A 24102-nucleotide genomic window follows, 5' to 3' on the forward strand; every position below is an offset into this window, starting at 1 on the left:
CCACCGGCCGTCCGGACCGCGGTTTCCCCTTACGAATCGCTTACGCGGCAACGGATCTTACGACTCGCTGACGTGTCACCTTCGGGCAGCCGAATGCCTGGCGGGAGGCCGTAAGGTCGGCCGTCACCATGACCATGATGACCCGGCCGGGACGAACCCGGTCCGCCGACCAGATCGTCCTCGCCGTCGAGGTGGCGGTGCTCGCCGTCGCTGTCGCCGTCGGCGCCCTGCTCAACCATCAGGGCGTACGGCTGCACGCCGACGCGGCGCCGCTCTACGCCAGTTGGCAGCCCCATCTGGGGCTCGGTACCCCCGCCGCGTTGCTCGTCGCGGCGCTGTTCGTCTGGCGGGGCGTGCGCTGGGCGACCGACACGCCGTGGCCGCGGCTGCTGGCGGTCGGCTATCTCGCCTCGCTGCTCTGGACGCTGTCGCTGGCACTGGTGGACGGCTGGTCCGCGGGGTTGACCGAGCGGCTCACCGTGCAGGCCGAGTACCTGCACGAGGTGCCCCGGGTGACGGACGTCGGCGTCATGCTGTCCGGCTTCGCCGACCGGATTCTGGACTTCCAGCCCGATTCGTGGTCCACCCACGCCGCCGCTCATCCACCCGGGGCGTTGCTGATCTTCGTCTGGTTGGAACGGATCGGCCTGGGCGGCGGGACCGCCGCCGGGCTCGCCTGCGTGCTCCTCGGTGCCACGGTGTCGGTGTCGGTTCCGGTGACGTTGCGGGCACTCGGCGTCGAGGACGCGGCCCGTGCGGTGTGGCCGTTCCTGGTGCTCCTGCCGGGGGCGGTGTGGGTGGGCGCGTCCGCGGACGGGATCTTCGCCGCGGTGGTCGCGGCCGGGTTGGCGCTGCTGGCGGTGGGTGGTCGACCCGGTGCCGCCCTGGGCGGGTTGCTCCTCGGCTTCGCGCTCTACCTGTCGTACGGGTTCGTCCTGGTCGGGTTGCTCGCGTTGACGGTGGTTCTGCTCCGGGCGCGGGATCGCCTCAACGTGCTCCTGGTCGCGGCGACGGCGGTCGCGGCCATCGTCGCCGTGTTCACCCTCGCCGGCTTCTGGTGGCTGGACGGCTACCACCTGGTGGCGCGTCGCTACTACCAGGGCTGGGCGGCGGAGCGCCCGTACGGTTACTGGGTCTGGGCGAATCTCGCCGCCCTGCTGCTCTCGGCCGGCCCGGTGGTCGGGCCGGCGCTGCGCCGGGCGGTGGCCGCCGTGTCGCCCCACGCACCGCGCCCACCGCTCGCCACGGCCCTCCGGCAGCGGATCGTCAGCGCCGGACCCACTGTGTGGTTGCCCATCGCGGCGACGGCGGCGGTGCTCGCGGCGGACCTGTCCGGGCTCAGCAAGGCCGAGGTCGAACGGATCTGGCTACCGTTCGCCGTCTGGCTGCTGGTCGCGACCGCGCACCTGCCCCACGCTCACCGACGGTGGTGGTTGGCCGCCCAGGCCGCCACGGCTCTCGCCGTCAACCACCTACTGTGGACCGTGTCGTGACCGATGCCGGATCCCGCATCACCGCGTCGGTGAAATCGGCGATGCCATCGGCGAAGCCGACCCGGGCGGTGTAACCGAGCACCCGGGCGGCGCGCGCCGGATCGGCCACGACGTGCCGTACGTCCGCCGCCCGTCCGCCCCCGACCGTGACCGGCGGCGGCCCGCCCATCGCCGACGCCAGCTCGTGGGCCAACTCGCCGACGGTGTGTGGTTCACCCGAGCAGACGTTGATCGGGGTCAGGGGATCCGGTGCCGGTGTCGTGAGGGCCAGCAGATTGGCGGCGGCCACGTCGGTCACGTGCACGAAATCGCGCCGTTGCCGGCCGTCCTCCAGCACCCGGGGCGGTCGTCCGGCGGCCAGGGCCGACCGGAATATCGACGCGACCCCCGAATACGGGGTGTCACGGGGCATTCGCGGACCGTAGACGTTGTGATAACGCAGGGCCCAGACCGATCCGCCGGTCTGCCGGGCCCAGGCACCGGCGAGGTGTTCCTGGGCCAGCTTGGTGGCGGCGTACGTGCTGTTCGGCTCCAGCGGCGCGTCCTCGGGTACGAGACCGGGGGAGAGCGCATGATCGCAGCGAGGGCAGGTCGGCTCGTACCGGCCCTCGGCCAGGTCGGCCACCCGTCGGTGGGCAGGCCGGACGATGCCGTGGGTCCGGCAGTGGTAGCGGCCCTCGCCGTAGACCACCATCGAGCTGGCCAGCGCCAGTCGGCGCACCCCGGCGGCGTGCATCGCCGCGAGGAGGGTGGCCGTGCCGAGGTCGTTGTGCGCGGCGTACCGGGGAGCGTCGGCGGGGTCGAGGCCGTGGCCGACCATGGCCGCCTGATGGCAGACCGCGTCGACCCCGGTCAGTAGCCGGGTCAGCAGGTCGTTGTCGCGGACGTCGCCGACCACCAGGTCGTGCCGTTCGGTCCAGGGCGGCGCCGTCGCAGCGTGCGCCTCGGGCAGGAGCGCGTCCACGGCCACCACCTCGTGCCCGTCGTCGGTGAGCAGGTCGACGATGTGGGAGCCGATGAACCCGGCCGCACCGGTGACAAGGATCCGCATTCCGGTCACCGTATGACCTCACGTACGCCTGGGCGGGCTTCCGCGCGCAGCCGTAAGAACCTCGCAAGGTTTGCTGGTCCGGGCGGAGTCTGCCACCTGGCTAGGCTGGGCCGATGGACATCTGGGGGAGACGTTGACGGGGCGGAACGGGGAAGGCCCGTGACGCAGCGCGTGCTGGTGGTCGACGACGATCAGACCGTGAGCGACGTCATCCGCCGCTACCTCGAGAACGACGGCTTCCAGGTGAGCCTCGTGGCGGACGGCGCGGCGGCGCTGGCGGCCGTGGAGCGGCAGGCACCCGACCTGGTCGTGCTCGACCTGATGCTGCCGCTGGTCAACGGCCTCGAGGTGTGCCGGGCGCTGCGGGTACGGCCGGACGGCGTACCGATCGTCATGCTCACCGCGCGCGGTGACGAGGCCGACCGGATCCTCGGGCTGCAACTCGGCGCGGACGACTATCTGACCAAGCCCTTCTCACCCCGGGAACTGGTGCTGCGGGTCCGTTCGGTGCTCCGTCGCGCCGGCGGCGCGATTCCACCGGAGCGGCCGGAGGCGCTCACCGACGGTGACCTGGTGGTGCACACGGCCTCCCGGACCGCAGCTCGCGCCGGTGCGGATCTGGCTCTGACGTTGCGCGAATTCGACCTGCTCGTCCACCTCATGCGGCATCCCGCCCGGGTCTTCGGCCGGGCCGAACTTCTCGAGCAGGTCTGGGGCTGGAACTTCGGGGACCACTCGACGGTGACAGTGCACGTCCGCCGGCTGCGGGAGAAGATCGAGGCCAACCCGGCCGATCCGCGGCGGATCGTGACCGTCTGGGGTGTCGGCTACCGGTACGAGCCAGCCAGTGCGTGACATCGTCCTGATCTTCGCGATCGCCCTCGGCGCGGCACTCGGCATCGGGCTCGCCGGTGCGGTGCTGCTCCGCGCCCTGCGACGCAGCTCGATCACCGTGCACCTCAACGTGCTGCTGGCCACCACCGTGGTCGCCGTCGCCGTCGGGGTGATGGCGGTCGCGGAAGCGATGTTCCTCTCCGCGCACGACCTTGAGGTGGTCCTGATCACCGTCGCGGCGGCGGCGGTGGTCAGCCTCGCCGTCGGCGGGCACGTGGGCCGGCGACTGGCCCGCGCCGCGGTCTGGCGCGACCAGGCCCGGGAGCGGGAACGGCAACTGGAGAAGGGCCGACGCGACCTGGTCGCCTGGGTCTCCCACGACCTGCGGACCCCGCTCGCCGGGCTGAGGGCCATGGCGGAGGCGCTGGAGGACCGGGTGGTTCGTGATCCGGACACGGTCGACGAGTACCACCGACGCATCCGACTGGAGACCGATCGGATGACCCGACTCGTCGACGACCTGTTCGAGCTGTCCCGGATCAACGCGGGAGCGTTGCGGTTGTCGTTGACGGCGGTGCCGCTCGGGGAGGTGGTCTCGGACGCGCTGGCCAGCACCACCCCGTTGGCCGACGCTCGCCGGATCAAGCTGATCGCCAGCGAGTCGGGGTGGCCCACGGTCGCCGCCAGCGAACCGGAGCTGGCCCGGGTCGTGGCCAACCTGCTGCTCAACGCGGTCCGCTACACCCCGGAGGACGGCACCGTACGCATCGAAGCCGGCCGGGAGGACGACCACGCCTGGCTGTCGGTCGCCGACACCTGTGGCGGCATCCCGCCGGCGGACCTTCCCCGCCTGTTCGACATCGCGTTCCGCGGTGAACCGGCCCGCACGCCCGGCCCCGGCGACGGTGGGGCGTCCGGAGGGCTCGGCCTGGCCATCGTCCATGGCCTGGTGGAGGCGCACGGCGGTCGGGTCGAGGTGCGCAACACCCCGACGGCTGCCAGTTCATGGTCCGCCTGGCGACCGCCTGAGACGACCATTCGCTGGCTGGTCGAGGGCCGCCACCACCGGCCAGCCCTCGGCGAGGAGGGCGTAGGTGCAGCCGTCGACCCAGCCCAGTTCGGCGTGCCAGGAATCGCCGACGCCGTACTGTTCACGGCGCATGCCGACCTTCTCGAGGATTCGCGCCGAGGCGAGGTTGTCCGCGAAGCAGCCGGCGGTGATTCTCCGAATGCCCAGCCGGTCGAATGCGTACGCCACCACCGCTGTGACGGCCTCGGTCGCGTACCCGTTTCCACCGTAGGCTGGATCGAAGATGTAGCCGAGGTGGGCCTCGGTCCGTGGTGGCATGCCGGGTTGACCCATGCCGTCGACGACGTCGAGCGAGACGGTGCCGATCACCACGCCGTCGAGCGTGGCCGCCATGCTGTGGTCGTCGGGGTCCGTGGCCGCGCGTCGCCACGCCGCGCGGAAGGACGCAGGGTCGACCTGGGTACGGAGTAGCCAGCGCCTTACCTGCGGCAGGTTGCGGTACTCCAGGATCCGGTCGACGTCCTCGTCGCGCACCGGGCGAAGCTCGAGGCGTTCAGTGCGTAGGGTGGTGTTCGCCATGAGGCGGGACGCTAGTGGACGCACCCCGGCGAGACGCCCGAATATCTCTCCGGCGGCCCCCGCCCGACGCTCGGCGGCAGTGGGCGCGCGACTCAGTCGACCCGTTGGGCCAGCACCTGCCCCGGCCAGCTTCCCACCAGGAAGGTTTCGGTGGGGGTGAACCCGTGGCGCTCGTAGTACGCCACCAACTCGCCACCGCCGCCCGCCCAGCAGTCGACCCGTAGCAACCGCACGGCGGCGCGCCGGGTCTCCGCGACGGCGTGCGCCAACAGGGCCGACCCGAGTTTCCGGCCGGCGAACCGTCGGTCGGAGACCAGGAGGCGGACGAACCGCTCGGGCTCTTCGGCGGGCGAGATCGGCAGCCGGGGGTCGGGCCCGGAATCCAACACGAGGGCTGCGGCCGGCGTCCCGTCCACCTCCGCGATGTACGGGAGTTTCTCGCTGAGGTACCGGTCGACCTGTTCGACCCTCTCGGGCTTCTCCGAGAACGACGTCGTGCCCCACTGCTCGGTGTTGCCCCGGTCGTTCATCCAGACCACCGCGGAGTCGAGCATGCCCAGGACGGCGGGTGCGTCGGCCGGGCCGCCGCGTCTGATGCGTACGTCGTGGGTGGTGTCGTCCATGGCCGAATGGTAGTCCGAGCAGTGGCCGACCCAGGTTCGTCGATGCTTCGTCACCGGATGTTCGGCGTCGCTTCGGCCGGAATCGATAGTGTCCGTTGGCCGGCCACCGCCGGCGTTCCAGGCGGAGGGAAGTCGATGCGCAGCACAACGAACTGGTCGGCCCGCGCGCTGGGCGCACTCGCGAGCGCGCTCGCGCTGGGGGTGGCCCTGCTGCCGGCGGCCCCGGCGACCGCCGCCAGCGTGACCTTCAGGGCGGCGACGCTGAACATCTACTACGGGTTGAGTCAGGCCGAGTTCGCACACGATCTGAACCTGATCGCGTCCAAGGCCGACCTCGTCGGGCTCAACGAGGTCGGAAACCGCAAGGCGTACCTGGAGAACTGGGCCGCCGACAACGGCTGGTGGTTGTACGCGCCGGGAGGCACCAACCAGGCCGGCGAGGCGCTGATCGCCAAGAAGAGCATGTTCGACGTCCTCGACAAGGGATCGATCTTCGTCTGCGACACCAACGGTCCGGGCGAGGTCCCGCCCGCGCGGTACAACAACTGGGCCACGTACCGGCACAAGGCCAGTGGCCGCAACGTCACCCAGATCAACGCCCACGCGGTGGCCAGCATCGAGACGGCCGGCCAGCCGCAGGACCTACCGCGCACCAGGTGCGCCGAAGCGCAGTTTCAGGGCCTCAAGGAACTGGCGGTCAACAAGCAGGCCGAGGGACAGGTCATCGTGAGCGGTGATCTCAACGTCGACTTCAGCGCCGACCGGAGCTACGGGTACGCCAAGTTCCCGTGGCAGGTCTTCGAAGCCAACGAGCTGCCCAACCTGCGCTCCAACTACAACCTCTACGGCGAGAAGGGCACCGGGACGCACGGCAACCGGCACATCGACTACGTCTACTTCTGGAAGCGGCTGCCCGAGTACCAGCTGATGTGGATGACCGGTTACGACATCGTCGGCGGCACCAATTCCGACCACAACGGAGTCGTCGCGACGTTCTCCGTCCAGAGCTGACGTCTTCGGCGTTGCCGGCTACGAGTCGCGGCGCTCCGGATGCCCCCGGTGCGCCGCCCACTCGGGCGCGAGGATCGCCATCACCGTGGCGTCGACCCAGTCGTCACCGTCGCGCAGGACCTGCCGCAGCACGCCTTCGACGACGAAGCCGACCTTCTCGTACACCCGTCGGGCGCGGGGGTTGAAGGCGAACACCTCCAGCGAGATGCGGTGCAGGTCGAGGCTCTCGAAGCCGTAGCCGACGACGAGGCGTACCGCCTCGGTGCCGAGGCCACGGTCGCGGCCGGCGGCGGTGAGCAGGGTGCGGAAGTTGCAGTTCCGGTTGTCGGGGTCCCAGTCGTTGAGGACCACCTCGCCGACGCAGGCCCCGCTCGCGCGGTCCACGACCGCCAGGTCGAGGCGGTCGGTCTGGGCGTTGCGGCTGCCGTACCAGGACCGCATCCGCTCCTCGTCGGGAGCGTCGTCGACCGGACTGCCGGTCAGTCGGGCCACTTCGGGGTCGGCCACCGCCGCCCGGAAGGTGTCCAGGTCGTCCTCGACGAACGGACGCAGGATCACCCGCTCGCCGGTGAGGGTGGGCTTGGTGGAGAAGTCGGCGGTCGCCTGGTCATTGGGCATCGGCTGATCCTCTGCGTGACGCCGCTGACGGGCAAGCGGTTTCCGGTCGCTGGTCGCAGGTGGACGGGCCCGGTGCGACGTCGGGGGAGCGTCCACTCTCGATGCCTTGACACTCGTGGATGCGATCGCTAACACTTGTCCGCAACGCGAACGTAACGAACCGAACACATTGTGCCTGTGTCGCCACGCGGCCAGAGGCGCCATATGCGAAGACTCCGAACCCGTCGCCAGGGCCGCTGGGCTTGGGCCCTGACGCTGTTGAATGTGTTAACGCTAACATAGATGATCTTGCGAGAGGGGCGGGGCCGGTGGACTCACGGCGCAGGAGGGTGGCATCGCTGCCGGAAGCATCGACCGCCCGTCTGCGTGCGCTCCTCGTGCTCTCCGCCGTGGTCGCAGCGGCGGTCGTGGTGGTGGCCGACGGGCCGGCCAAGGCCGCCACGCTGCCGACCGGGGCCGTCTCGCTGGAGGCGGTCAACCAAGCCGGACGGTACGTCCGCCACATCGACTACCTCGGTCAGCTCGACCCGGTGACCTCCGGCAGCGCCAACCAGACCAAGCTCGACGCCACCTTCACCGTGGTCAACGGCCTGGCATCGCCGGCCTGCTACTCCTTTCAGACGAAGGCCGGCCTGTTCCTGCGACACCGCGACTACCGGCTGAGGGTCGACCCGAACACCGGCGACGCGTCATTCCGGGCCGACGCGACCTTCTGCGCGGTGGACGGCTCGGTCAGCGGGTCGGTGGCGCTGGCCTCGTACAACTATCCGACCCGGCGGATCCGGCACCGCGACTTCGCCCTGTGGCTCGACGCCTATCAGGACACGGCCGCGTTCCGGGCGGACAGCTCCTTCCGCCTCGTCGCGCCCTGGGCACCCAGGACCACCAAGGGTCCGGTGATCCCGGGTCTCTTCGCCGACCCGCACATCGCCGTGTTCGACGGCCGCTACTACCTGTACCCGACCACCGACGGCTACGCGAGCTGGGCCGGCACCTACTACAAGGCGTTCTCCTCCACCGACCTGGTCACCTGGACCGACCACGGCGTGATCCTCGACCACGGACCGGACGTTTCCTGGGCGGACAACTCGGCCTGGGCACCAGCGGTGGCCAGCGCCAACGGCCGCTACTACCTGTACTTCAGCGGCGGCGCGGCCAGTGGCAACACCGCCAAACAGCTCGGCGTGGCGGTGGCCGACAGCCCCACCGGTCCGTTCCGGGACGCGCTGGGCCGACCGCTGATCCGCAGCGACCAGTTCTCCGGCGGGCAGACGATCGACCCCATGGTGTTCACCGACGACGACGGGCGGTCCTACCTGTACTGGGGGCAGGGCATCGCGCGAGCGGTGCGGTTGAACGCCGACATGGTCTCCTTCGACGTGGCGCAGGCGCGGGTCATCACCCCGTCCGGCTACAACGAGGCGCCGTTCGTGTTCAAGCGCAACGGTCTGTACTACTTCATGTGGTCGGAGAACGACACACGCAGCGAGGACTACCGGGTCGCCTACGCCACCGGCTCCTCACCCCTCGGGCCGTGGACGAAGCGCGGCGTGGTGCTGCAGAAGCGTCTCGACGCGGGCATCAAGGGCACCGGCCACCACTCCGTGGTCCGGGCTCCCGGCAGCGACACCTGGTACATCGCCTACCACCGCTTCGCCGTTCCGGCCGGCAACGGCACCAACCGCGAGACCGCCATCGACCGGATGGAGTTCAACACCGACGGCACCATCCGGCCCGTCGTGCCGGCCCTGTAGCTGACTGCTAAGCCCCTGCGCTAAGGAGAGAGACACATGTCGAGAGTCCTCGCCCGGCTCTGCGCGGTCATGGTCGCCGCCTGTCTGCTGTTCACCACCTGGTCGGCGGCGACACCGAAGGAGGCGGCCGCGCTGGACCCGACCGTCGGCTACCTGATGGCGCACTTCACCGGCGAGTCGTCGACCGACCAGCAGATCTACCTCGCCCACAGCACCGACGGCCTGCGCTGGACGGACCTCAACAACGGCGGGCTCGTCCTGCGTTCCACGATCGGCACCCGCGGCGTACGCGACCCCGCCCTGGTCCGCTCGCCGAACGGCGACCGGTACTGGATCATCGCCACCGACCTGTGCATCGGCTGCGGTCAGGACTGGTCGGCCGCGATCAACAACGGCAGCCGCAACCTCGTCGTGTGGGAGTCCACCGACCTGGTCAACTGGTCGGCGCCCTGGCTGCTGAACGTCGCCGGCGCGATCCCGGACGGACGCAACGCCTGGGCGCCGGAGGCGATCTGGAACCCCGCCACCAATGACTACGTCCTCTACTGGGCGACGAACGTCCCGCTCAACGGGGCTACCAAGCACCGCATCTACTACGCGCGGACGGCAAACTTCCGCAGCGTCACCACGCCGCAGGTCTACATCAACCGGCCTGGGAACCAGGAGATCATCGACACCCAGATCGTCGAGGTGCCGACCGGTGTCGGCGCCTACCGCTACGTCCGGGCCTCCCGGGACGGCCAGATCGGCATCGAAGGCAGCAACTCCATCCTCGGCACCTGGACCAGCCTCGGAAACCTCTCCGGCATCGGTCTGACCGGCGCGCAGGTCGAGGGCCCGATGTGGATGAAGATGAACACCCGCAACGAGTGGGTCCTCTACCTCGACCAGTACTCCAGCGGACGCGGCTACCTGCCGGTGCTGACCACCGATCCGTCGAGCCCGGGCAGCTACCGACTGCCGGCGTCCGGCTCGTACTCGATGGGTGGCACCAAGAAGCGGCATGGTTCGATCCTCAACCTGACCGCGGCCGAGCAGAGCCGGGTCCTCGCCCGCTGGCCCGCCGCCGCTGTCAACCGGATCCAGTCGTACAACTTCCAGGACCGTTACGTGCGGCACTACGACTACGACGTCCGCATCGACCCGAACGTCAGCCCGGCCCAGGACGGCCAGTGGCGGCTGGTGCCCGGTCTGGTCGGCTCCGGAACCGTCTCCATCCAGTCGGTCAACTACCCGGGCCACTACCTACGCCACTACGGGTACGACTTCCGACTGGAAGCCAACGACGGCACCTCCACCTTCGCCGCCGACGCCACCTTCCGGCAGGTCGCGGGTCTCGCCAACTCCTCGTGGACGTCGTTCCAGTCGTACAGCCACCCGGACCGCTACCTCCGGCACTACGCCTACCTGCTGCGGCTCGACCCGGTGCCCGACGCGCAGAGCCGGGCCGACGCCACCTTCCGCGTGACCAGCTGACGCTGGCCCCTGATCAAGGAGTTCCGACTGTGGCACTACATCGACGGGTGCTCGCCGCCCTGGTGGCCGCGCTGACGGCGATGGTGGGGGTCGTCGTCGTCGCGTCGACGCCGGCCACCGCCGCCACCAACCAGTTCCGCGGCATGAACTGGGCCGTGTTGGGTGACAACTTCAAGACCAGCCCCCTCGTCGTGCAGGGCCTGAGCGCGTCCGACAGCAACGCGACGGTGCGGGCCAAGGCCAACGCCCTGTACGACGACATGGCGTCCACCATGGGGGTCAACACGATCCGGCTCCCGATCAACACCCACACGGTGGGGACGGCCTGGTGGGAGGCGTACCGAGGCGCCATCGACGCGGCCACGGCCCGCGGCTTCAAGGTCATCCTCGCCTACTGGGAGGACGGTGCCGCCTCCGGCGGCAGGATCACGAACCTCGCCGCGTGGAACGCGATGTGGTCCACCGTGACCAACACGTACGGCACGAACACCAATGTCTACTTCGAGCCGATGAACGAGCCGCACGGCTACAGCTCGGCGGAGTGGCGCAACGTCGCGGCCAACTGGCTCACCTACCACTACTCGGCGGTGCCCGGCCGGGTGCTCATCGGCGGCACCGGCTTCAGCCAGGATCTGCGCGACATCTGCAACGACAGCCGCTTCACCTCGACCCTGCTGTCCTTCCACTACTACGCCTTCTTCTACGGCGCGATGACCTACGACGCCTTCCGCAGCCACATCCAGGCCCGCCTCGGCAACTGCGCCTCCCGGGCGGTCGCGACCGAGTTCGGCGCGCCCATGAACGACGGCCGCAACTACGCCGACGCGGGCAGCACCGACAACTTCGTGCGCTACATCCGGGCCATGGCCCAGGTCATGCGCGACAACCAGATGGGCGGCACCTACTGGCCCGCCCTCGGCGGCAAGACCGGCACCATCGGCTACGACTGGTACTCGATGTTCGCGTTGAGCGGCAGCGGCACCGACCTCAACCTGACCATCCGCAACACCTCGGGCGCGGACCGGATCCGGTACGCGTGGGGCGACACCGTCGGCGACGGCCCGACGACACCCCCACCCTCGACGGGAACGTTCTACCGGATCGACGCGCGGCACAGCGGCAAGGCCATGGACGTCCAGCAGCCGAACACCGCCAACGGCGCTCGCGTCGGCCAGTACACGTACGGCGGTGGTGCGTGGCAGCAGTGGCAGTTCCAGGACGCCGGCAGCGGCTACTGGCGCATCGTCAGCCGGCACAGCGGAAAGTGCCTCGACGTGGTGAGCGGATCCACCGCCGACGGCGCCGAGCTCGTCCAGTACACCTGCGGCACCGGGGCCAACCAGCAGTTCCAGTTGGTCAGCAACGGCGCCTACTTCCAACTCCGGGCACGACACAGCAGCAAGTGCGTGGACGTGCCGGCCGCGGCGACCGCGGACGGAGTGGTCATCAAGCAGTATTCGTGCAACTCCGGCACCAACCAGCAGTGGTCGCGCACCGCCGTCTGAGGGTCGTCCGACGTAGGTGGGGCTGGCGTTGCGCTACCGTCAAGGCGCGCGCCCCGGCGTCGAGAGTCCGCGTCCGCCGGTCGTCGATGGCCCGCAGAACCCACCAGATCCAAGGAGACCCCGATGCCGGAGCCCGAGCCCGACCAGGACGCCCACGAGGCGGCAGCCGACACCTCGATCACGGCCGAGACCGAGGGCGAGACCGACCCGCCTGCCGCTCCCGCGAATCGGGCCGCCCGACGCGCGAAGGGCAAGGTCGCCTCACCTCAGCCGATCGGGAAGGGTCAGCACTTCGGCGGCCGGGGCTCGGTCCAGGGCCCCCGCCAGTGGGGTAACCGCCGTAGCGGTTGATCGCTTCGTCCGCGTACACCGAGGGTCGGCGCGGCGGTCGACATCAGACCGATGCCGGTCGTGAGCGCCGTGGCATTCCACCGCGGCGCTCACTGGTGGTGTGGCCCAAGCCGAGCGGGCAGAGTGGAATCCGGCGCCCGACGTACGTCGGCTTTGTCGGCGAGCACGGGTACGGTTTCGGTGCTCGGCACGTTTGGGCATGGACGACCCGTCGTCGGGGCGGGAGCGGCCAGCCCGGTGACGACGGCCGTGGGAGGGAGCGACGGTGGCGCAGCGGAGAGCACTGGTGGTTCGGGGCGGTTGGGAGGGGCACCAGCCGGTCAAGGCGACCGAGTTGTTCCTCCCCTTCCTCGAACGAAGCGGCTATGCCGTACGGGTCGAGGAGTCGACGGAGATCTACGCCGACGCCGCCGAGATGGCCCAGACCGACCTCGTCGTGCAGTGCATGACGATGTCGCAGATCACCGCGGACCAGGTGGCGGGCCTCAGCGCGGCGGTCATCGCCGGCACGGGCTTCACCGGCTGGCACGGCGGCATCGTCGACTCGTTCCGCGCGTCAGCCGAATACCTGCACCTGGTGGGCGGCCAGTTCGCGACCCATCCGGGCCTCGAGCCGTGTGAGCGTCACGGTGGCCCGGAGGACAACTTCCTGCCGCACACGGTGCGCGTCACCGACCTCGGCCGGGAGCACCCGATCACCGCGGGCATCGAGGACTTCGACCTCGTCACCGAGCAGTACTGGGTGCTGCACGACGACCTGATCGACGTGCTGGCCGTGACCACCCACCCGACGCAGGCGTGGCATCCGTGGCATCGGCCGGTCACCTCGCCGGCCATCTGGACCCGACAGTGGGGTGCCGGGCGTGTCGTCGTGACGACCCCGGGGCACAGCCTCGACGTGCTGGAGCACGCGGATGTCCGTACCGTGATCGAGAGGGGGATGGTGTGGGCGACCCGCACCGCGTCGGCGTCATAGGTCTCGGGGTCATCTCCCGCGCGTACCTCGACACACTCGCGGACCATCCTGAGGTCGACATCGTCGCGGTGGCCGACCTCGACGCCTCCCGGTCGGCCGAGGTCGCGGCCACGATACCGGGAGCCGAGGCGATGAGCGTCGAGCGTCTGCTCGCCCGCCCGGACGTGCAGACCGTGCTCAACCTGACCATCCCCGCGGCCCATGCCGACATCTCGCTGGGCACGATCGACGCCGGCAAGAACGTCTATGTGGAGAAGCCGCTCGCCGTGACGTTCCCGGACGGCCGCTCGATCATCGAACGGGCCGCTTCGGCCGGCGTCCGCGTCGGGTGCGCGCCGGACACCGTCCTGGGTACGGGCACGCAGACAGCGCGTGCGGCGATCGACGGGGGGCTCATCGGCCGACCGATGTCCGCGTCGGCCGTCATGGTCACTCCGGGGCACGAACGCTGGCATCCCAACCCCGACTTCTACTACGCCCCGGGCGGCGGCCCATTGCTGGACATGGGGCCGTACTACATCTCGGCGCTCATCCATCTGCTCGGACCGGTCCGGTCGGTGACCGGTGCCGCCAGTCGCCTGCGCGCCGAGCGCGTCATCGGCTCGGGCCCCCGCACCGGCCAGCGGATCCCGGTGGGGGTGGACACCCACCTCACCGGCGTGCTCGAGCACACGAACGGTGCGCTCTCCACGATCACGACCAGCTTCGACGGCGTCCGGACGACGGCCGCGCCGATCGAGGTGCACGGCGAGGGCGGCACGCTCGCGGTGCCCGACCCGAACTACTTCGACGGCGAGGTCCGCCTCTTCGCGCTCGGCGACACCGAATGGCGCGCTCTCGAACCGCGGGCCGGTTACGCCAAGGCTTCCCGGGGCATCGGCCTGATCGACCTGATTAGGGCCGAAGATCAGCGTGCCCCGCGTGCTGACGGCGAGGTCGCACTGCACGTCCTCGACACCATGACCAGCCTGCTGCGGTCGGCGGCCGACGGTCAGCGGATCGAGTTGACGACGGTGGTGGAGCGGCCCGAGCCGGTTCCGCTCACGCCGATCGAGGACTGGGCGGCATACCGGGCCTCGTGAGGTGGTCGCGTTGACCGGCGGAAGAGCCGGCTGGCGCCGACAATGGGAACGTGGCGCCCGCCTTCGTCCTGCATCATCACCGCAAACCGCGACCGCATTTCGACCTGCGGCTGGAGGAGAACGGCGTGCTGCGCTCGTGGGCGGTGCCCCGCGGCCTGCCGGACAGCCCCGGCGACAACCGGCTCGCGATCGCCGTGCCCGACCACGACCTCGACCACCTCACCTACGAGGACGTCGACAAGTCGATCGCCGACATCGGCACCTGGGAGGAGCATGATCGCACCGACCGCCGGATGCTGTTCACGTTGCACGGCCGCACCGCTCGCCGGCGGTACGCGCTCATCCGCACCGGCGAGGGGTGGCTGCTGCACCTGACCAAGGAACAGCCCTCGGACCAGCACAGATAGGGGGCAACAACACGACTCGGGGTCAGCCCGTCGCACCGCTGCGGGGCGGGTCCCATCGCCGACTCCACAGGCCTTAGCATCGCCGACATGGCGACCCGGCTTGTGCAGATCAACATGAAGGCTCGGAACGACTCCGCGCTGGGCGGTTTCTGGGCGCAGGCGCTCGGTTGGGACATCTCCAGTGAGGGACCCGGCGTGACCAACCTCGAACCCGAGGGCTTCGTCTACCCGGACCCGGTCGCTGTCTGCGTCGACCTCATCGCCTCGTCCGAGCCCAAGACGGGAAAGAACCGCGTGCACGTGGACCTCGCCACCACCTCGGCGGCGCACCAAGCGCAGGTGGTCGCCCGCCTGACGGAACTCGGCGCGAGCGCCGCCGACGTGGGCCAGGGTGACGTGCCGTGGACGGTCATGGCCGACCCGGAGGGCAACGAGTTCTGCGTGCTGGAGCCCAGGGCGGTCTACCGGGACACCGGACCGATCGCCGCCGTTGTGGTCGACTGCGCCGACCCGCGAGCCATGGCCCGGTTCTGGAGCGAGGCCACGGATTGGACCCTGCACGAGGTGAACGACCGGGGCGCGAGACTGCGTTCCGCCAAGGGCGTCGGCCCCTACCTGGAGTTCGTCCGAACCCCGGACGTGAAGAGCGGGTGGAACCGCGTCCACCTCGACGTCCGTCCGTACCCCGGTGACGACCCGGAGGTTGAGGCGGCCCAGCTGCAAAGTCTCGGCGCGACCCCCATCGAGCTGGGGCAGGACGTCCCGTGGCGGGTGCTCGCCGACCCGGAGGGCAACGAATTCTGCCTCCTCACCCCGAGCTGACAACCGGTCAACGGTGAGCTTCCTTGAAGATTGGCATTAGGGAAACCCCGCTCTATGGTGGGGGGATGCCGCCGGTGACCTTCCGCTCGCCCGCCGCCACTGACGTGGCGGTGGGCGGTGCTGTGCGCGTGCCGACGGCCACACGCCCCGAGGCCGACATGCGGGTGCCGGTTGTCCGCGCGCCGCACGCCGTGTCCGCGCACACACCGTCGTGCCCGATGCGAACCGGCCGAGGCCCACCTGCGGAGTCGTTGCACACCCAGAACGACCGCCAGGGCGAAGCTATCCAAGCTTCGGCCCTTTTTGTTTTTCCCACCCTCTCCCTGAAAGGCACACCATGAGCGTCGATCATCGTGGCACTCTCGACCAGAGTTGGCTGGCTGACCTCCGCGCGTCGCTGGCGGACGACTTCGCCGCCCAGACGGCGCGGCTGCGGGAGTTGACCGAACTCAACGCGGACACCGGCGACCCGGGCGAGGCCCACAACCAGGCCGCGCTGCTGCTGGCCACCCGCCAGAACATCGAGCAGATCACCGGTGCGCTGAGCCGGATCAGCGACGGCACCTACGGCGCCTGCCAGAGGTGCGGCCAGCGTATCCCGGCCGAGCGGCTCGAAATTCTTCCGCACGCCCGTTTCTGCGTGCCCTGCCAGGAGAAGCAGAGCAGGTGACGCCCGGTGGCTGCCGTGCCGCCGGCACGGCAGCCACACCGCCCCACGCGCCGGGCCGACCGTGCGCTCAGTGAAGGCTCTGGTTTCCCGGAAAAGACGCCGCAGGGGACGAGCCGGCTCCGGGGACTGCTGCCGCCGCTCTCACAACCCGAGCCGGACGCCGCAGGTACCACTCGGCCACCGCGAGGTTGATCACCCAACCGGCGACCACCAGGCCGGCGCGCAGGTTCCCGTCGGGCTGCTCCCCGGTCGCGATCAGGTACGGCGCGTGGGTGAACGCCTGGGTGCCGGCGCCGAGGCCGATCGCGTAGCCGCGCACCATCCAGCTGCGGTGTCGGGCGATGTCCCGGCGCAGCGCGGCGGCGAGACCGAGCACGATCGAGCCGGCCATGGCCGAGCCGAAGACGAGCCGCATACCGGCGAGCACGTCGTTGTCGTGGGCCGGCAGGTCGTACGCGACGGCCATCCACAGGCCGGTGAACGCCACCATCAGCCCGCAGGGGACGAGCACCCGGCCGGCGCGGCGGTGCCAGGAGTGGCGGCGCAGCCGGGGCACGAACTGGAACGCGCCGAGGATCGTGTAGACCACCGCGCCGACGATGTGCAGCACGACCGGCAGCGGGTCGGCGACGAAGCGCGCGTTGGCCGGGGTGACCTCCGCTGCGCCGCCCAACTCGGTGAGCCGTCCCGCGCCGGCGAGCATCGGTATCAGGCCCAGCAGGATCAACGCGGCCGGTAGCCGCCACTCGCGGATCGTCATGCCACCGATGGTGGACGCCGCACCCGCCCCCGCTCATCGGAACAAGGGCCGCGATCGGGTCGGCCCATGGTCGGACGCCGTCGTCGTACCTCCGTCGCTCACCAGTGCCGGCGGCTGCGGTTGGTCTCGTACGCCCACATCGCCACCTCGACCCGGTTACGCACCCCCAGCTTGGTCATCAGGCTGGTGACGTGCGACTTGACGGTGCTCAACGTGATGTAGAGCTCGTCGGCGATCTCCTGGTTCGTGCGCCCCCGCGCGACGGCCACCAGGACCTGCTCCTCCCGGTCGGTGAGCGCCTCGATCGGCTGCGTGCGCGGCGCGGCCGGATCCGCCTCGGCGAACGCCTTCAACAGCCGCGTGGTGACGCTCGGCGCGATCAGCGCGTCCCCGTTCGCGGCCGCGTGCACCGCCTGGCTCAGCAGGGCCGGACCGGCCTCCTTGAGCAAGAAGCCGCGGGCGCCGGCCCGCAGCGCCGCGTACACGTACTCGTCGAGGTCGAAGGTCGTGATGACGACCACCGCGAGCGGGTCCGGGACCGCGGGCCCGGCGAGCGCCCGGGTGGCCTCGATGCCATCCATGCCCGGCATCCGGATGTCGAACAGACACACGTCGGGGCGGAGCCGCCGGGCGAGCGCGACCGCCTGCCGGCCGTCGCAGGCCCCACCGACGACCTCGATGCCGGGCTGCGTGTTCAGGATGATGGTGAGCCCGGTACGGACGATCTCCTGGTCGTCCGCCACGAGCACGCGAACCGTCACCTGCCGACCCCCGCACGCGGTAGCACGGCCGTGACGGTCCACCCCCGGCCCGGGTTGGGGCCGGCCTCGCAGGTGCCGCCGAGCAGATCGGCGCGCTCCATCATGCCCACCAGGCCGAAACCGGGCGAGCCGGCCGGACGGGCGGTGCCGGTCTCGCCGTCGTCGCTGACCCTCAGGCGCACGGTCGTGTCGTCGGCAGCGACGCTGACCTCGATGCGGGTGGCGTGGCGGGCGTGGCGGCGGGCGTTGGTGACCGACTCCTGGGCGAGGCGGTAGAGCGCGGAGCCCACAGTGGGCGGTAGGTCACCGAGATCGCCGTACAGCTCCACGTCGACGGTCGGTCCGGTGCGGAACTGCCCGGCGAGGCGTCCGATGTCGGCGACCTGCGGGTGGGGACCCAGATCGGCTGGTTCGTCGCGGCGTAGGACGCGAACCATCGCCCGCATCTCGGCAAGCGCGCGCGACGCCTCGGCCTCGATGGTGCGCAGCGCCTCGACGGCGGCGCCCGGCTGGCCCGCCGACGCGGCGATGCCGGCCTGGGCGCGGATCGCCATCGCCGACACGTGATGAGCCACGGTGTCGTGCAGGTCACGCGCGAGTCGCTCCCGCTCCAACAGCTTCACCTGATCGAGTTCGCGCAGTCGGGCGGCGGCGCGGAAGCGGGTCGCGACACCCAGCGCGGCGGCGGCGAACATCACCGCGAAACCGGCGACCAACTCGCCACCGTCGACCGACCCGACCAGACCGGCGGTGGTCACCTTGGCCACCACGAAGAACGAGCCGATCACGGCATCCCGGCCGGAGCCCCAGCGGAACAGCGCGTGGACCAGGACGACCAGGAAGCTCGCCGTGAACAGCTGGCACGGATCGCCGGGCAGCACGAACGGGGCGACGGTCGTGCAGCCGAACGCGATCACCACCATCGCGAGCGGGGCCCTGCGCCGCCACAGAAGCGTCGGCAGCAGCGCGAGCGTGACGACGACGCAGCCCACCCGCCAGGGCAGATCGGGTCGGGAGATTCCTTCCAGCACGATCGCCGGCCCGAGGACGGCGACCACCGCCCAGTCGCGCCACGTCCGCGACGGGGCGGGGGAGACCCGCGGCTCGGCCAACACCGCGTGCAGGCGAGGGCGCATGGGATTCATCGTACGAACGGTGGTGCGACTTCAGATCGTCCCAAAGTACGAGGCGGTCGCGATCAGTGCCGCTGCAACTTGGCGCGGACGGTGGCGGCGTCCGCGTGCTCGAGCGCCGTGAAGATGTCCAGTGCCCGTTGCCAGTCGGCTCGGCCGGAGGCGGGGTCGCCGAGGGCGTGGCGGGTGTCGCCGAGCCGGCTGAGGGTGTCCGCCTCGCCCCAGCGGTCGCCGAGGTCGCGGGTCAGTTCCAGCGTCCGCTCGTAGCACTGCACGGCCCGGTCGTACCGACCGAGGTGATGGTGTGCGAAGCCGAGACTGTCCCAGGTGGCGGCCTCACCGGCGCGGTCGCCGAGCTGCTGGAGGAGTTCGAGCGCCTGATCGCAGTACGCCAACGCCGCGAGGTGATCGCCGAGCTGGGCATGGCACCAGCCGACCGCGTTGAGCGCGTCGGCCTGCGCCCTGCGGTGGCCGGCCGCCCGGGCCAGCACGAGGGTCCGCTCCGAGTGCGCAAGGGCCTTGCGCGGCTCTCCTCGCCGGTCCCACAACGAGGCGAGGTTCTGGTGCGTACGCGCCTCGCCCTCGGTGTCCGCGGCGCGGACATAGAGACCGAGGGCCTGTTCGAGGTGCTCCTGCGCGTCGGCGTACCGGTTGACCACGGTGTGCGCGCCGGCGAGGAAGCGGTGCGCGACCGCCTGCGCGACCGGGTCACCGAGACGCTCGGCGGCGCGCAGGGCCGCCCGACAGGTTTCGAGGCGGTCATGCCAGTGCCCCTGCCGGTCCAGGAACGTGTCGAGGGCCCGCCCCAGCCGCCAGGTGTGCGCGTCGAATCCCGCGGCGGCGGCCTGCCGGAGCGCGGCGAGCAGGACCGGATGCTCCGCGGTCAACCAGGCCATCGCCTCCGCATGGGTGGTGGGCCGCTCCGGCCGCACACCGGCCGCGGACGGGGTCATGAGGTGGTCGACCGGGTCGCTGTGCGGGCGCAGCAGGGCGTCGGCGGTGTGGGTGGTGTGCGTGTAGTGGTCGAGAAGCCGAGTGGTGGCGGCCCGCCGGTCCGGCTCGGGATCGGTGCCGTCGCTGAGTTCGGCGGCGTACGCCCGCAGCAGGTCGTGCGCCGTGAACCGGCCGGGCCGGTACTCCGCCAGCAGGTTGGCGCGGGTCAGCTCGGTCAGCGACCGGTGGGTTCGGTCCGCCGGGAGACCGGCCAGGCTCGCCGCTGCGGCCACCGTGATGTCCGGGCCCGGGTGCAGGCCCAGCAACCGGAACAGGCCGGCCCCCGGCGGGGTGAGCGCGGTGTACGACCAGGAGAACACCGCTCGTACCTCACCGACCGCGTCACCCGCGTCCAGCACACCGAACCGCCTGCCGGCCGTCCCCAACTCGGTCGCGAGGGTGGTCAGCGGAAATCCGGACTGCTGGGCTCTGGCGGCGGCGATGCTCAACGCCAGCGGTAGCCGGGCGCAGGCGGCGATGATCGCCTCGGCGGCCACCGGCTCCGCGGCCACCCGTTCCGCGCCGAGCCGATTGGTGAGCACGTGACGTGCCGCATCGCGGCTGAGCAGGCCGAGCGGAATCGGGTGCGCGTTGTCGAGGCTGACCAGCGAGGTGAGCTGGTTGCGGCTCGTCACCAGCACCACGGTGGTGGACGTGCCGGGCAGCAACGGACGGACCTGTTCGGCGTCGCGCGCGTTGTCCAGCACGATGAGGACCCGCTTGCCGGCCAGCGCGCTGCGGTACAGGGCGGCCTGCGCGTCGAGGTCGGCGGGCACCCGAGCGGCCGGCACCTCCAGCGCGTCCAGGAAGCCGTGCAGCGCCTTGGCGGAGCTCAGTGTCTGCCCGCGCGGGTCGAAGCCCCGCAGGTTGACGTAGAGCTGACCGTCGTCGAACCGGTCGGCGACCCGATGCGCCCAGTGCACGGCCAGGGCGGTCTTGCCCACCCCGGCGGTACCCGAGATCGCGGCGACCACGACGGCGGTGGGCGCGGCGACGAGCTTGTCGAGAAGGGCCAACTCGTCGTCCCGCCCGGCAAGGTTGGCCACGTCGGCGGGCAGCTGTCGGGGCACCATCCGGACGGCTGCGCGTGGGGCGCGGCGGCGGCTCTCCTCGATGCGGTCCCGGACGGTGGCCAACGCGCCCTGCTCGGCCGGCGTGGCACCGAGGAGCCGGACCAGCGCGTCGAGCCGGTCGGTCGGTGGCAGCGTCTTGCCGGTGAGGTATTCGGCGACAGCGGTGTGCGACCAGCCGGTGCGGGCGGCCAGCTCCCGATAGGTCAGCTCACTGTCGCCCTGTTGGCGGGCGTGCCTGCGTCGCAACGCCCGCAACAACCCGGCGAGGTCGTCGGACGTTCGCGCCCCCGCAGCATCCAGCGCCCTGCTCCCCACCGTCGACAATCGACGTTCGTCAGTGTACGGCCGTGTACGGAATCCCGGCCAGGGCCGGGACCGACCGGCGATCCTGCTCGGGTGCAGAACGCACTGATCGAACCATTGGAGGTCATGTGTCCGTACATCTCAAGCCTCTGGTCCTGGCCCTGACCGTGCTCGCGGCGACGCTCACCGTGCCGGCGGCGGCCGCGTCGGCGGCGCCCGGCGCAGCCGTCTGCGAGACCAGGGCGGCCTGCGCCGACAACGGCCTCGGGGTGACCGCGTCGGGGAAGGCGGCGCGCACCACGGGTGACATCACGACGAACGCCATCCAGGTGCCCACGCCGCCCGCGTTCCCGCCGGGCACCCCCTGCTACCGCGAGGAGGTCTCCGAGGAGGTCTACGAGACCGCGACCTACACCACCATCTACGAGATGTACTTCCAGGCGAGCGTCTGCCTGTTCTCCAACGAGATCGTGCTGTACGGCCTGGACACCTCGCTCTCGTTCCCCAACGACGTGCAGGACCCCCGACTGACCTCGATGCAGTTCGTCGTGCGGGACCAGGTCGTGCACTACAGCCCTACCGAGAAGGACGGTTACTCCGAGCTGTGGGTGACCTTCTGCACCGACCCCGCGCAACCGGGCACCTGCCAGCGGTACCTGCACCGGCTGGGCCTCATCTTCAACCCCGCCTGGGTCTACCCGTTCTCCGTGTTCCAGCGCCTGAGCTGACGGTGTCGGGGGCGGCGTTGCTCCCATGATCGGTCAGGGCGTCTCCCAGGCGGGCTCAGGGGACGCCCTGATCACCCCGTTTCCGCACCGGTTGCCAGCGGATCTCCGCCGGGTTACGTTGAGGTGTCATCGACGATCGTCTAAATCGTGAGGTACGGGGGTCGCATGTCCACGCCTGTCACTCGTCGCACCGTTCTGGCCGGAGGGGCCGGTGCCGCCTTCGGCCTGGCCCTGCCCGGCGTCGCCGCCCACGCCGGTGGTCACCACCCGACCAGCGTGAGCTTCACCCTCGACGCGAGAACGCTCGACGGCGGTGAGCAGGTCACCTCGGTCACCCTCGACACCGCCCGGCTCGGGTCGATCGACCCGGCCGGGCTGACCCCCGGCACGTTCAGCGTGCATGCCAAGGCCACCAGCCCGATCCCGATCGCCCCCGGCGACCTGATCTTCAGCGAGTACGACCTGGACCGCACGGTGACCGCCGCCCGACTCGACCGGCAGGGCAACATCGTGCTGGAGTTGAGCCACGCCGAGGGTCAACCCGGCGGTGGCACCCTCGGCTACATCCTGAGCCGGGGCCGCAACGTCCGGCTGGACCTCGTCTACACCATCACCCAGAACACCCCGATCGTCCGACGCCACGGCTCGCCGCTCACCATCACGCGCTTCGTGCAGGGGCGGCTGTCCAACCCCGAGGTCGACGCCTTCAGCCACCACGTCTCGCGCTCGGGTCTGAAGTACCGGCTCTACTCTCCCGACCACTCGCCCCGGCGCGGTCGGAGACCGCTGATCGTCTGGCTGCACGGCGGCGGCGAGGGCGCCTCACTGCCCGACGACTACTACGACAACGAGACCACGCTGCGCGCCAACCGGGGCGCGCTCGGTTTCGCCACCCCGCAGGCCCAGCAGATCTTCACCGGCGCGTACGTCGTCGCCCCGCAGAGCACCTCCTACTGGATGGAGGACGGCCCCCGGTTCGCCCCGCTGATCCGCGAGATCGTCCAGGACCTCGTCCGCCGCAAGCGTGTCGATCCGGACCGGATCTACGTGGTCGGATGCAGCAACGGTGGCTACATGTCACTGGAGATGACAGTCGCCTACCCCGACCTGTTCGCCGCGTCGGTGCCGATCTGCGGCATCGTCCAGCCGCTCAGCGGGGAGGGCCCGCCGCTGATCACCGACGCGGAGCTGGCGCAGATCAAGACCCCGACCTGGCTGGTCACCTCGCTCGACGACGACACGGTGCCGCCCGAGACCAACACGATCCACGCCCACGACCTCATCCCGGGATCACTGGTCAGCCTGTACGACCACGTCGTCTGGAACGGCTACCAGTTCCCCGGCCACTGGTCCTGGATCTACGTGGCCCGCAACGACCCGAGCCTCGACGGCACCCACATCTGGCAGTGGATGGCCCGCCGTCGTCGGTGATCCTCCGTACGGGGTCGTGCCAGCCGGTGCCGGTGGCACCGGCTGGCGTCGATCACCGGTTGCGGCGTAGTTCCCGTAACACCCCGTGCCGGCGCAGGGCCCAGGCGAGACGCCGGACGCTCGGGTGCCGCACGAACAGCACCGCCGCCCGGCGGATCAGACCGAACCGGTCCTCGCTCAGCTGGTTCTCGATCGCCTGCCAGATCAGCTCGCGCACCGTGGCGCTGGCCAGCACCGCCCGCACCTCACGCCGTACCACCGGATCCTCGGCCGCCGACGCGATGGCGGCAGCCTGAGCCGGCCGCTCCTCCAGCGGCTCCACCGCCGCCGCGACGAGCGGCCTGCGCACCTCGTCCTGCTCCAGCAGCAGCAACACGGCTTCCCGGATCTCGACAGTGTCCAGGGCGGACCGCAGCAGGCTCAGCAGGCTGCGCTCCACCTCGTGGTCATGCTCCGGAACGGACAGCGTGGCCAGCAGCACCGCGACCTCATCGAGATCGATCACGTGTCGCACCCCGGTGCGGAACTCCGGCAACTCCCACGCGACCTGCAGAGCCTTGACGAGATTGCGGTTCATGGGCCATCGCTACCCGCAAGCGACCGCCGGCGAAACCCCGCGACCGGCCCGGTCCGGCGCA

At 70.7% G+C, this 24102-nt stretch carries 23 protein-coding genes and 1 pseudogene; 15 read left to right on the forward strand and 9 right to left on the reverse strand.

Annotated features, from left to right (window positions below; genetic code table 11):
* Window positions 1-137 precede the first annotated feature (137 nt).
* Window positions 138-1493 (forward strand): hypothetical protein, encoded by a 1356-nt coding sequence (locus AB0877_RS14765; protein WP_366609082.1) that lies wholly within the window; start codon window positions 138-140, stop codon window positions 1491-1493.
* Here AB0877_RS14765 and AB0877_RS14770 read toward each other — a convergent pair.
* Complete coding sequence (locus tag AB0877_RS14770) at window positions 1465-2544, reverse strand: NAD-dependent epimerase/dehydratase family protein (protein ID WP_366609083.1); 1080 nt, start codon at window positions 2542-2544, stop codon at window positions 1465-1467. The genes AB0877_RS14765 and AB0877_RS14770 overlap by 29 nt on opposite strands.
* Before the next feature lie 159 nt (window positions 2545-2703).
* On the opposite strand from AB0877_RS14770, the gene AB0877_RS14775 reads away from it, so the two are divergent.
* On the forward strand, window positions 2704-3399 hold the full coding sequence (locus AB0877_RS14775) for a response regulator transcription factor (protein WP_366609084.1): 696 nt from the start codon (window positions 2704-2706) through the stop codon (window positions 3397-3399).
* Window positions 3392-4407: pseudogene (locus AB0877_RS14780) on the forward strand (ATP-binding protein). The gene AB0877_RS14775 and the pseudogene AB0877_RS14780 overlap by 8 nt, the downstream one beginning before the upstream one ends.
* Here the strand turns inward: AB0877_RS14780 and AB0877_RS14785 are convergent.
* Window positions 4382-4987: a GNAT family protein gene (locus tag AB0877_RS14785; protein ID WP_366609085.1), complete on the reverse strand. Its 606-nt coding sequence runs from the start codon at window positions 4985-4987 to the stop codon at window positions 4382-4384. The pseudogene AB0877_RS14780 and the gene AB0877_RS14785 overlap by 26 nt on opposite strands.
* Window positions 4988-5079: 92 nt before the next feature.
* Window positions 5080-5610, reverse strand: coding sequence for a GNAT family N-acetyltransferase (locus AB0877_RS14790; RefSeq protein ID WP_366609086.1), 531 nt, complete (start codon window positions 5608-5610; stop codon window positions 5080-5082).
* Window positions 5611-5745: 135 nt separating this feature from the next.
* Here AB0877_RS14790 and AB0877_RS14795 point away from each other — a divergent pair, with 135 nt between their 5' ends.
* The gene (locus tag AB0877_RS14795) at window positions 5746-6621 is read left to right on the forward strand and encodes an endonuclease/exonuclease/phosphatase family protein (protein ID WP_366609087.1); all 876 of its coding nucleotides are present in this window, start codon (window positions 5746-5748) and stop codon (window positions 6619-6621) included.
* Between the two features lie 18 nt (window positions 6622-6639).
* Here the strand turns inward: AB0877_RS14795 and AB0877_RS14800 are convergent, their stop codons facing one another.
* Complete coding sequence (locus tag AB0877_RS14800) at window positions 6640-7239, reverse strand: GNAT family protein (protein WP_366609088.1); 600 nt, start codon at window positions 7237-7239, stop codon at window positions 6640-6642.
* A gap of 329 nt (window positions 7240-7568) precedes the next feature.
* Here AB0877_RS14800 and AB0877_RS14805 point away from each other — a divergent pair, with 329 nt between their 5' ends.
* From AB0877_RS14805 to AB0877_RS14845, 9 genes are all read left to right on the forward strand, one after another.
* A complete protein-coding gene (locus AB0877_RS14805) occupies window positions 7569-8993 on the forward strand; it encodes a family 43 glycosylhydrolase (protein ID WP_366609089.1) in 1425 nt (474 codons plus the stop codon).
* A 36-nt stretch (window positions 8994-9029) separates the two neighbouring features.
* Window positions 9030-10469, forward strand: a complete 1440-nt coding sequence (locus tag AB0877_RS14810; protein WP_366609090.1) for a glycoside hydrolase family 43 protein — start codon at window positions 9030-9032, stop codon at window positions 10467-10469.
* Between the two features lie 29 nt (window positions 10470-10498).
* Window positions 10499-11974, forward strand: a complete 1476-nt coding sequence (locus tag AB0877_RS14815; RefSeq protein ID WP_366609091.1) for an RICIN domain-containing protein — start codon at window positions 10499-10501, stop codon at window positions 11972-11974.
* Window positions 11975-12097: 123 nt separating this feature from the next.
* Window positions 12098-12325 carry a hypothetical protein gene (locus tag AB0877_RS14820; RefSeq protein WP_366609092.1) on the forward strand — a complete coding sequence of 76 codons (228 nt, stop codon included), beginning with the start codon at window positions 12098-12100 and terminating at the stop codon, window positions 12323-12325.
* A 265-nt stretch (window positions 12326-12590) separates the two neighbouring features.
* Window positions 12591-13301, forward strand: coding sequence for a ThuA domain-containing protein (locus tag AB0877_RS14825; protein ID WP_366609093.1), 711 nt, complete (start codon window positions 12591-12593; stop codon window positions 13299-13301).
* Window positions 13271-14383, forward strand: coding sequence for a Gfo/Idh/MocA family oxidoreductase (locus tag AB0877_RS14830; protein WP_366609094.1), 1113 nt, complete (start codon window positions 13271-13273; stop codon window positions 14381-14383). The genes AB0877_RS14825 and AB0877_RS14830 overlap by 31 nt, the downstream gene beginning before the upstream one ends.
* A 50-nt stretch (window positions 14384-14433) precedes the next feature.
* The gene (locus AB0877_RS14835) at window positions 14434-14790 is read left to right on the forward strand and encodes a DNA polymerase ligase N-terminal domain-containing protein (protein WP_366609095.1); all 357 of its coding nucleotides are present in this window, start codon (window positions 14434-14436) and stop codon (window positions 14788-14790) included.
* Between the two features lie 87 nt (window positions 14791-14877).
* Window positions 14878-15612, forward strand: a complete 735-nt coding sequence (locus AB0877_RS14840; RefSeq protein WP_366609096.1) for a VOC family protein — start codon at window positions 14878-14880, stop codon at window positions 15610-15612.
* A gap of 337 nt (window positions 15613-15949) precedes the next feature.
* A complete protein-coding gene (locus AB0877_RS14845; RefSeq protein ID WP_366609097.1) occupies window positions 15950-16282 on the forward strand; it encodes a TraR/DksA C4-type zinc finger protein in 333 nt (110 codons plus the stop codon).
* A gap of 67 nt (window positions 16283-16349) precedes the next feature.
* Here the strand turns inward: AB0877_RS14845 and AB0877_RS14850 are convergent, their stop codons facing one another.
* From AB0877_RS14850 to AB0877_RS14865, 4 genes are all read right to left on the reverse strand, one after another.
* Window positions 16350-17042 (reverse strand): DUF2306 domain-containing protein, encoded by a 693-nt coding sequence (locus AB0877_RS14850; protein WP_366609098.1) that lies wholly within the window; start codon window positions 17040-17042, stop codon window positions 16350-16352.
* Window positions 17043-17140: 98 nt separating this feature from the next.
* Window positions 17141-17803: a response regulator transcription factor gene (locus tag AB0877_RS14855; RefSeq protein ID WP_366609099.1), complete on the reverse strand. Its 663-nt coding sequence runs from the start codon at window positions 17801-17803 to the stop codon at window positions 17141-17143.
* Entirely contained in the window at window positions 17800-18939 is a 1140-nt protein-coding gene (locus tag AB0877_RS14860; protein ID WP_366609100.1) for a sensor histidine kinase, read from the reverse strand. Before AB0877_RS14860 ends, AB0877_RS14855 begins: the two co-directional genes overlap by 4 nt.
* A gap of 62 nt (window positions 18940-19001) precedes the next feature.
* Entirely contained in the window at window positions 19002-21317 is a 2316-nt protein-coding gene (locus tag AB0877_RS14865; protein ID WP_366609101.1) for a tetratricopeptide repeat protein, read from the reverse strand.
* A gap of 116 nt (window positions 21318-21433) precedes the next feature.
* On the opposite strand from AB0877_RS14865, the gene AB0877_RS14870 reads away from it, so the two are divergent.
* Both AB0877_RS14870 and AB0877_RS14875 read left to right on the forward strand, forming a co-directional pair.
* On the forward strand, window positions 21434-22033 hold the full coding sequence (locus tag AB0877_RS14870) for a hypothetical protein (protein ID WP_366609102.1): 600 nt from the start codon (window positions 21434-21436) through the stop codon (window positions 22031-22033).
* Between the two features lie 165 nt (window positions 22034-22198).
* Complete coding sequence (locus tag AB0877_RS14875; RefSeq protein ID WP_366609103.1) at window positions 22199-23464, forward strand: PHB depolymerase family esterase; 1266 nt, start codon at window positions 22199-22201, stop codon at window positions 23462-23464.
* A 52-nt stretch (window positions 23465-23516) separates the two neighbouring features.
* Here the strand turns inward: AB0877_RS14875 and AB0877_RS14880 are convergent, their stop codons facing one another.
* Complete coding sequence (locus AB0877_RS14880) at window positions 23517-24041, reverse strand: hypothetical protein (RefSeq protein ID WP_366609104.1); 525 nt, start codon at window positions 24039-24041, stop codon at window positions 23517-23519.
* Window positions 24042-24102: the final 61 nt, after the last annotated feature.

This window comes from Micromonospora sp. NPDC047644 (assembly GCF_040704315.1).
Lineage (GTDB): Bacteria > Actinomycetota > Actinomycetes > Mycobacteriales > Micromonosporaceae > Micromonospora.

What these genes read in the sequence shown, in the direction of transcription:
- AB0877_RS14765 (WP_366609082.1), top strand. Translation starts at nt 138, where the DNA reads ATGACCCGGCCGGGACGAACCCGGTCCGCCGACCAGATCGTCCTCGCC.
- AB0877_RS14770 (WP_366609083.1), bottom strand. Translation starts at nt 2,544, where the DNA reads ATGCGGATCCTTGTCACCGGTGCGGCCGGGTTCATCGGCTCCCACATC.
- AB0877_RS14785 (WP_366609085.1), bottom strand. Translation starts at nt 4,987, where the DNA reads ATGGCGAACACCACCCTACGCACTGAACGCCTCGAGCTTCGCCCGGTG.
- AB0877_RS14790 (WP_366609086.1), bottom strand. Translation starts at nt 5,610, where the DNA reads ATGGACGACACCACCCACGACGTACGCATCAGACGCGGCGGCCCGGCC.
- AB0877_RS14795 (WP_366609087.1), top strand. Translation starts at nt 5,746, where the DNA reads ATGCGCAGCACAACGAACTGGTCGGCCCGCGCGCTGGGCGCACTCGCG.
- AB0877_RS14800 (WP_366609088.1), bottom strand. Translation starts at nt 7,239, where the DNA reads ATGCCCAATGACCAGGCGACCGCCGACTTCTCCACCAAGCCCACCCTC.
- AB0877_RS14810 (WP_366609090.1), top strand. Translation starts at nt 9,030, where the DNA reads ATGTCGAGAGTCCTCGCCCGGCTCTGCGCGGTCATGGTCGCCGCCTGT.
- AB0877_RS14820 (WP_366609092.1), top strand. Translation starts at nt 12,098, where the DNA reads ATGCCGGAGCCCGAGCCCGACCAGGACGCCCACGAGGCGGCAGCCGAC.
- AB0877_RS14840 (WP_366609096.1), top strand. Translation starts at nt 14,878, where the DNA reads ATGGCGACCCGGCTTGTGCAGATCAACATGAAGGCTCGGAACGACTCC.
- AB0877_RS14845 (WP_366609097.1), top strand. Translation starts at nt 15,950, where the DNA reads ATGAGCGTCGATCATCGTGGCACTCTCGACCAGAGTTGGCTGGCTGAC.
- AB0877_RS14850 (WP_366609098.1), bottom strand. Translation starts at nt 17,042, where the DNA reads ATGACGATCCGCGAGTGGCGGCTACCGGCCGCGTTGATCCTGCTGGGC.
- AB0877_RS14860 (WP_366609100.1), bottom strand. Translation starts at nt 18,939, where the DNA reads ATGCGCCCTCGCCTGCACGCGGTGTTGGCCGAGCCGCGGGTCTCCCCC.
- AB0877_RS14875 (WP_366609103.1), top strand. Translation starts at nt 22,199, where the DNA reads ATGTCCACGCCTGTCACTCGTCGCACCGTTCTGGCCGGAGGGGCCGGT.
- AB0877_RS14880 (WP_366609104.1), bottom strand. Translation starts at nt 24,041, where the DNA reads ATGAACCGCAATCTCGTCAAGGCTCTGCAGGTCGCGTGGGAGTTGCCG.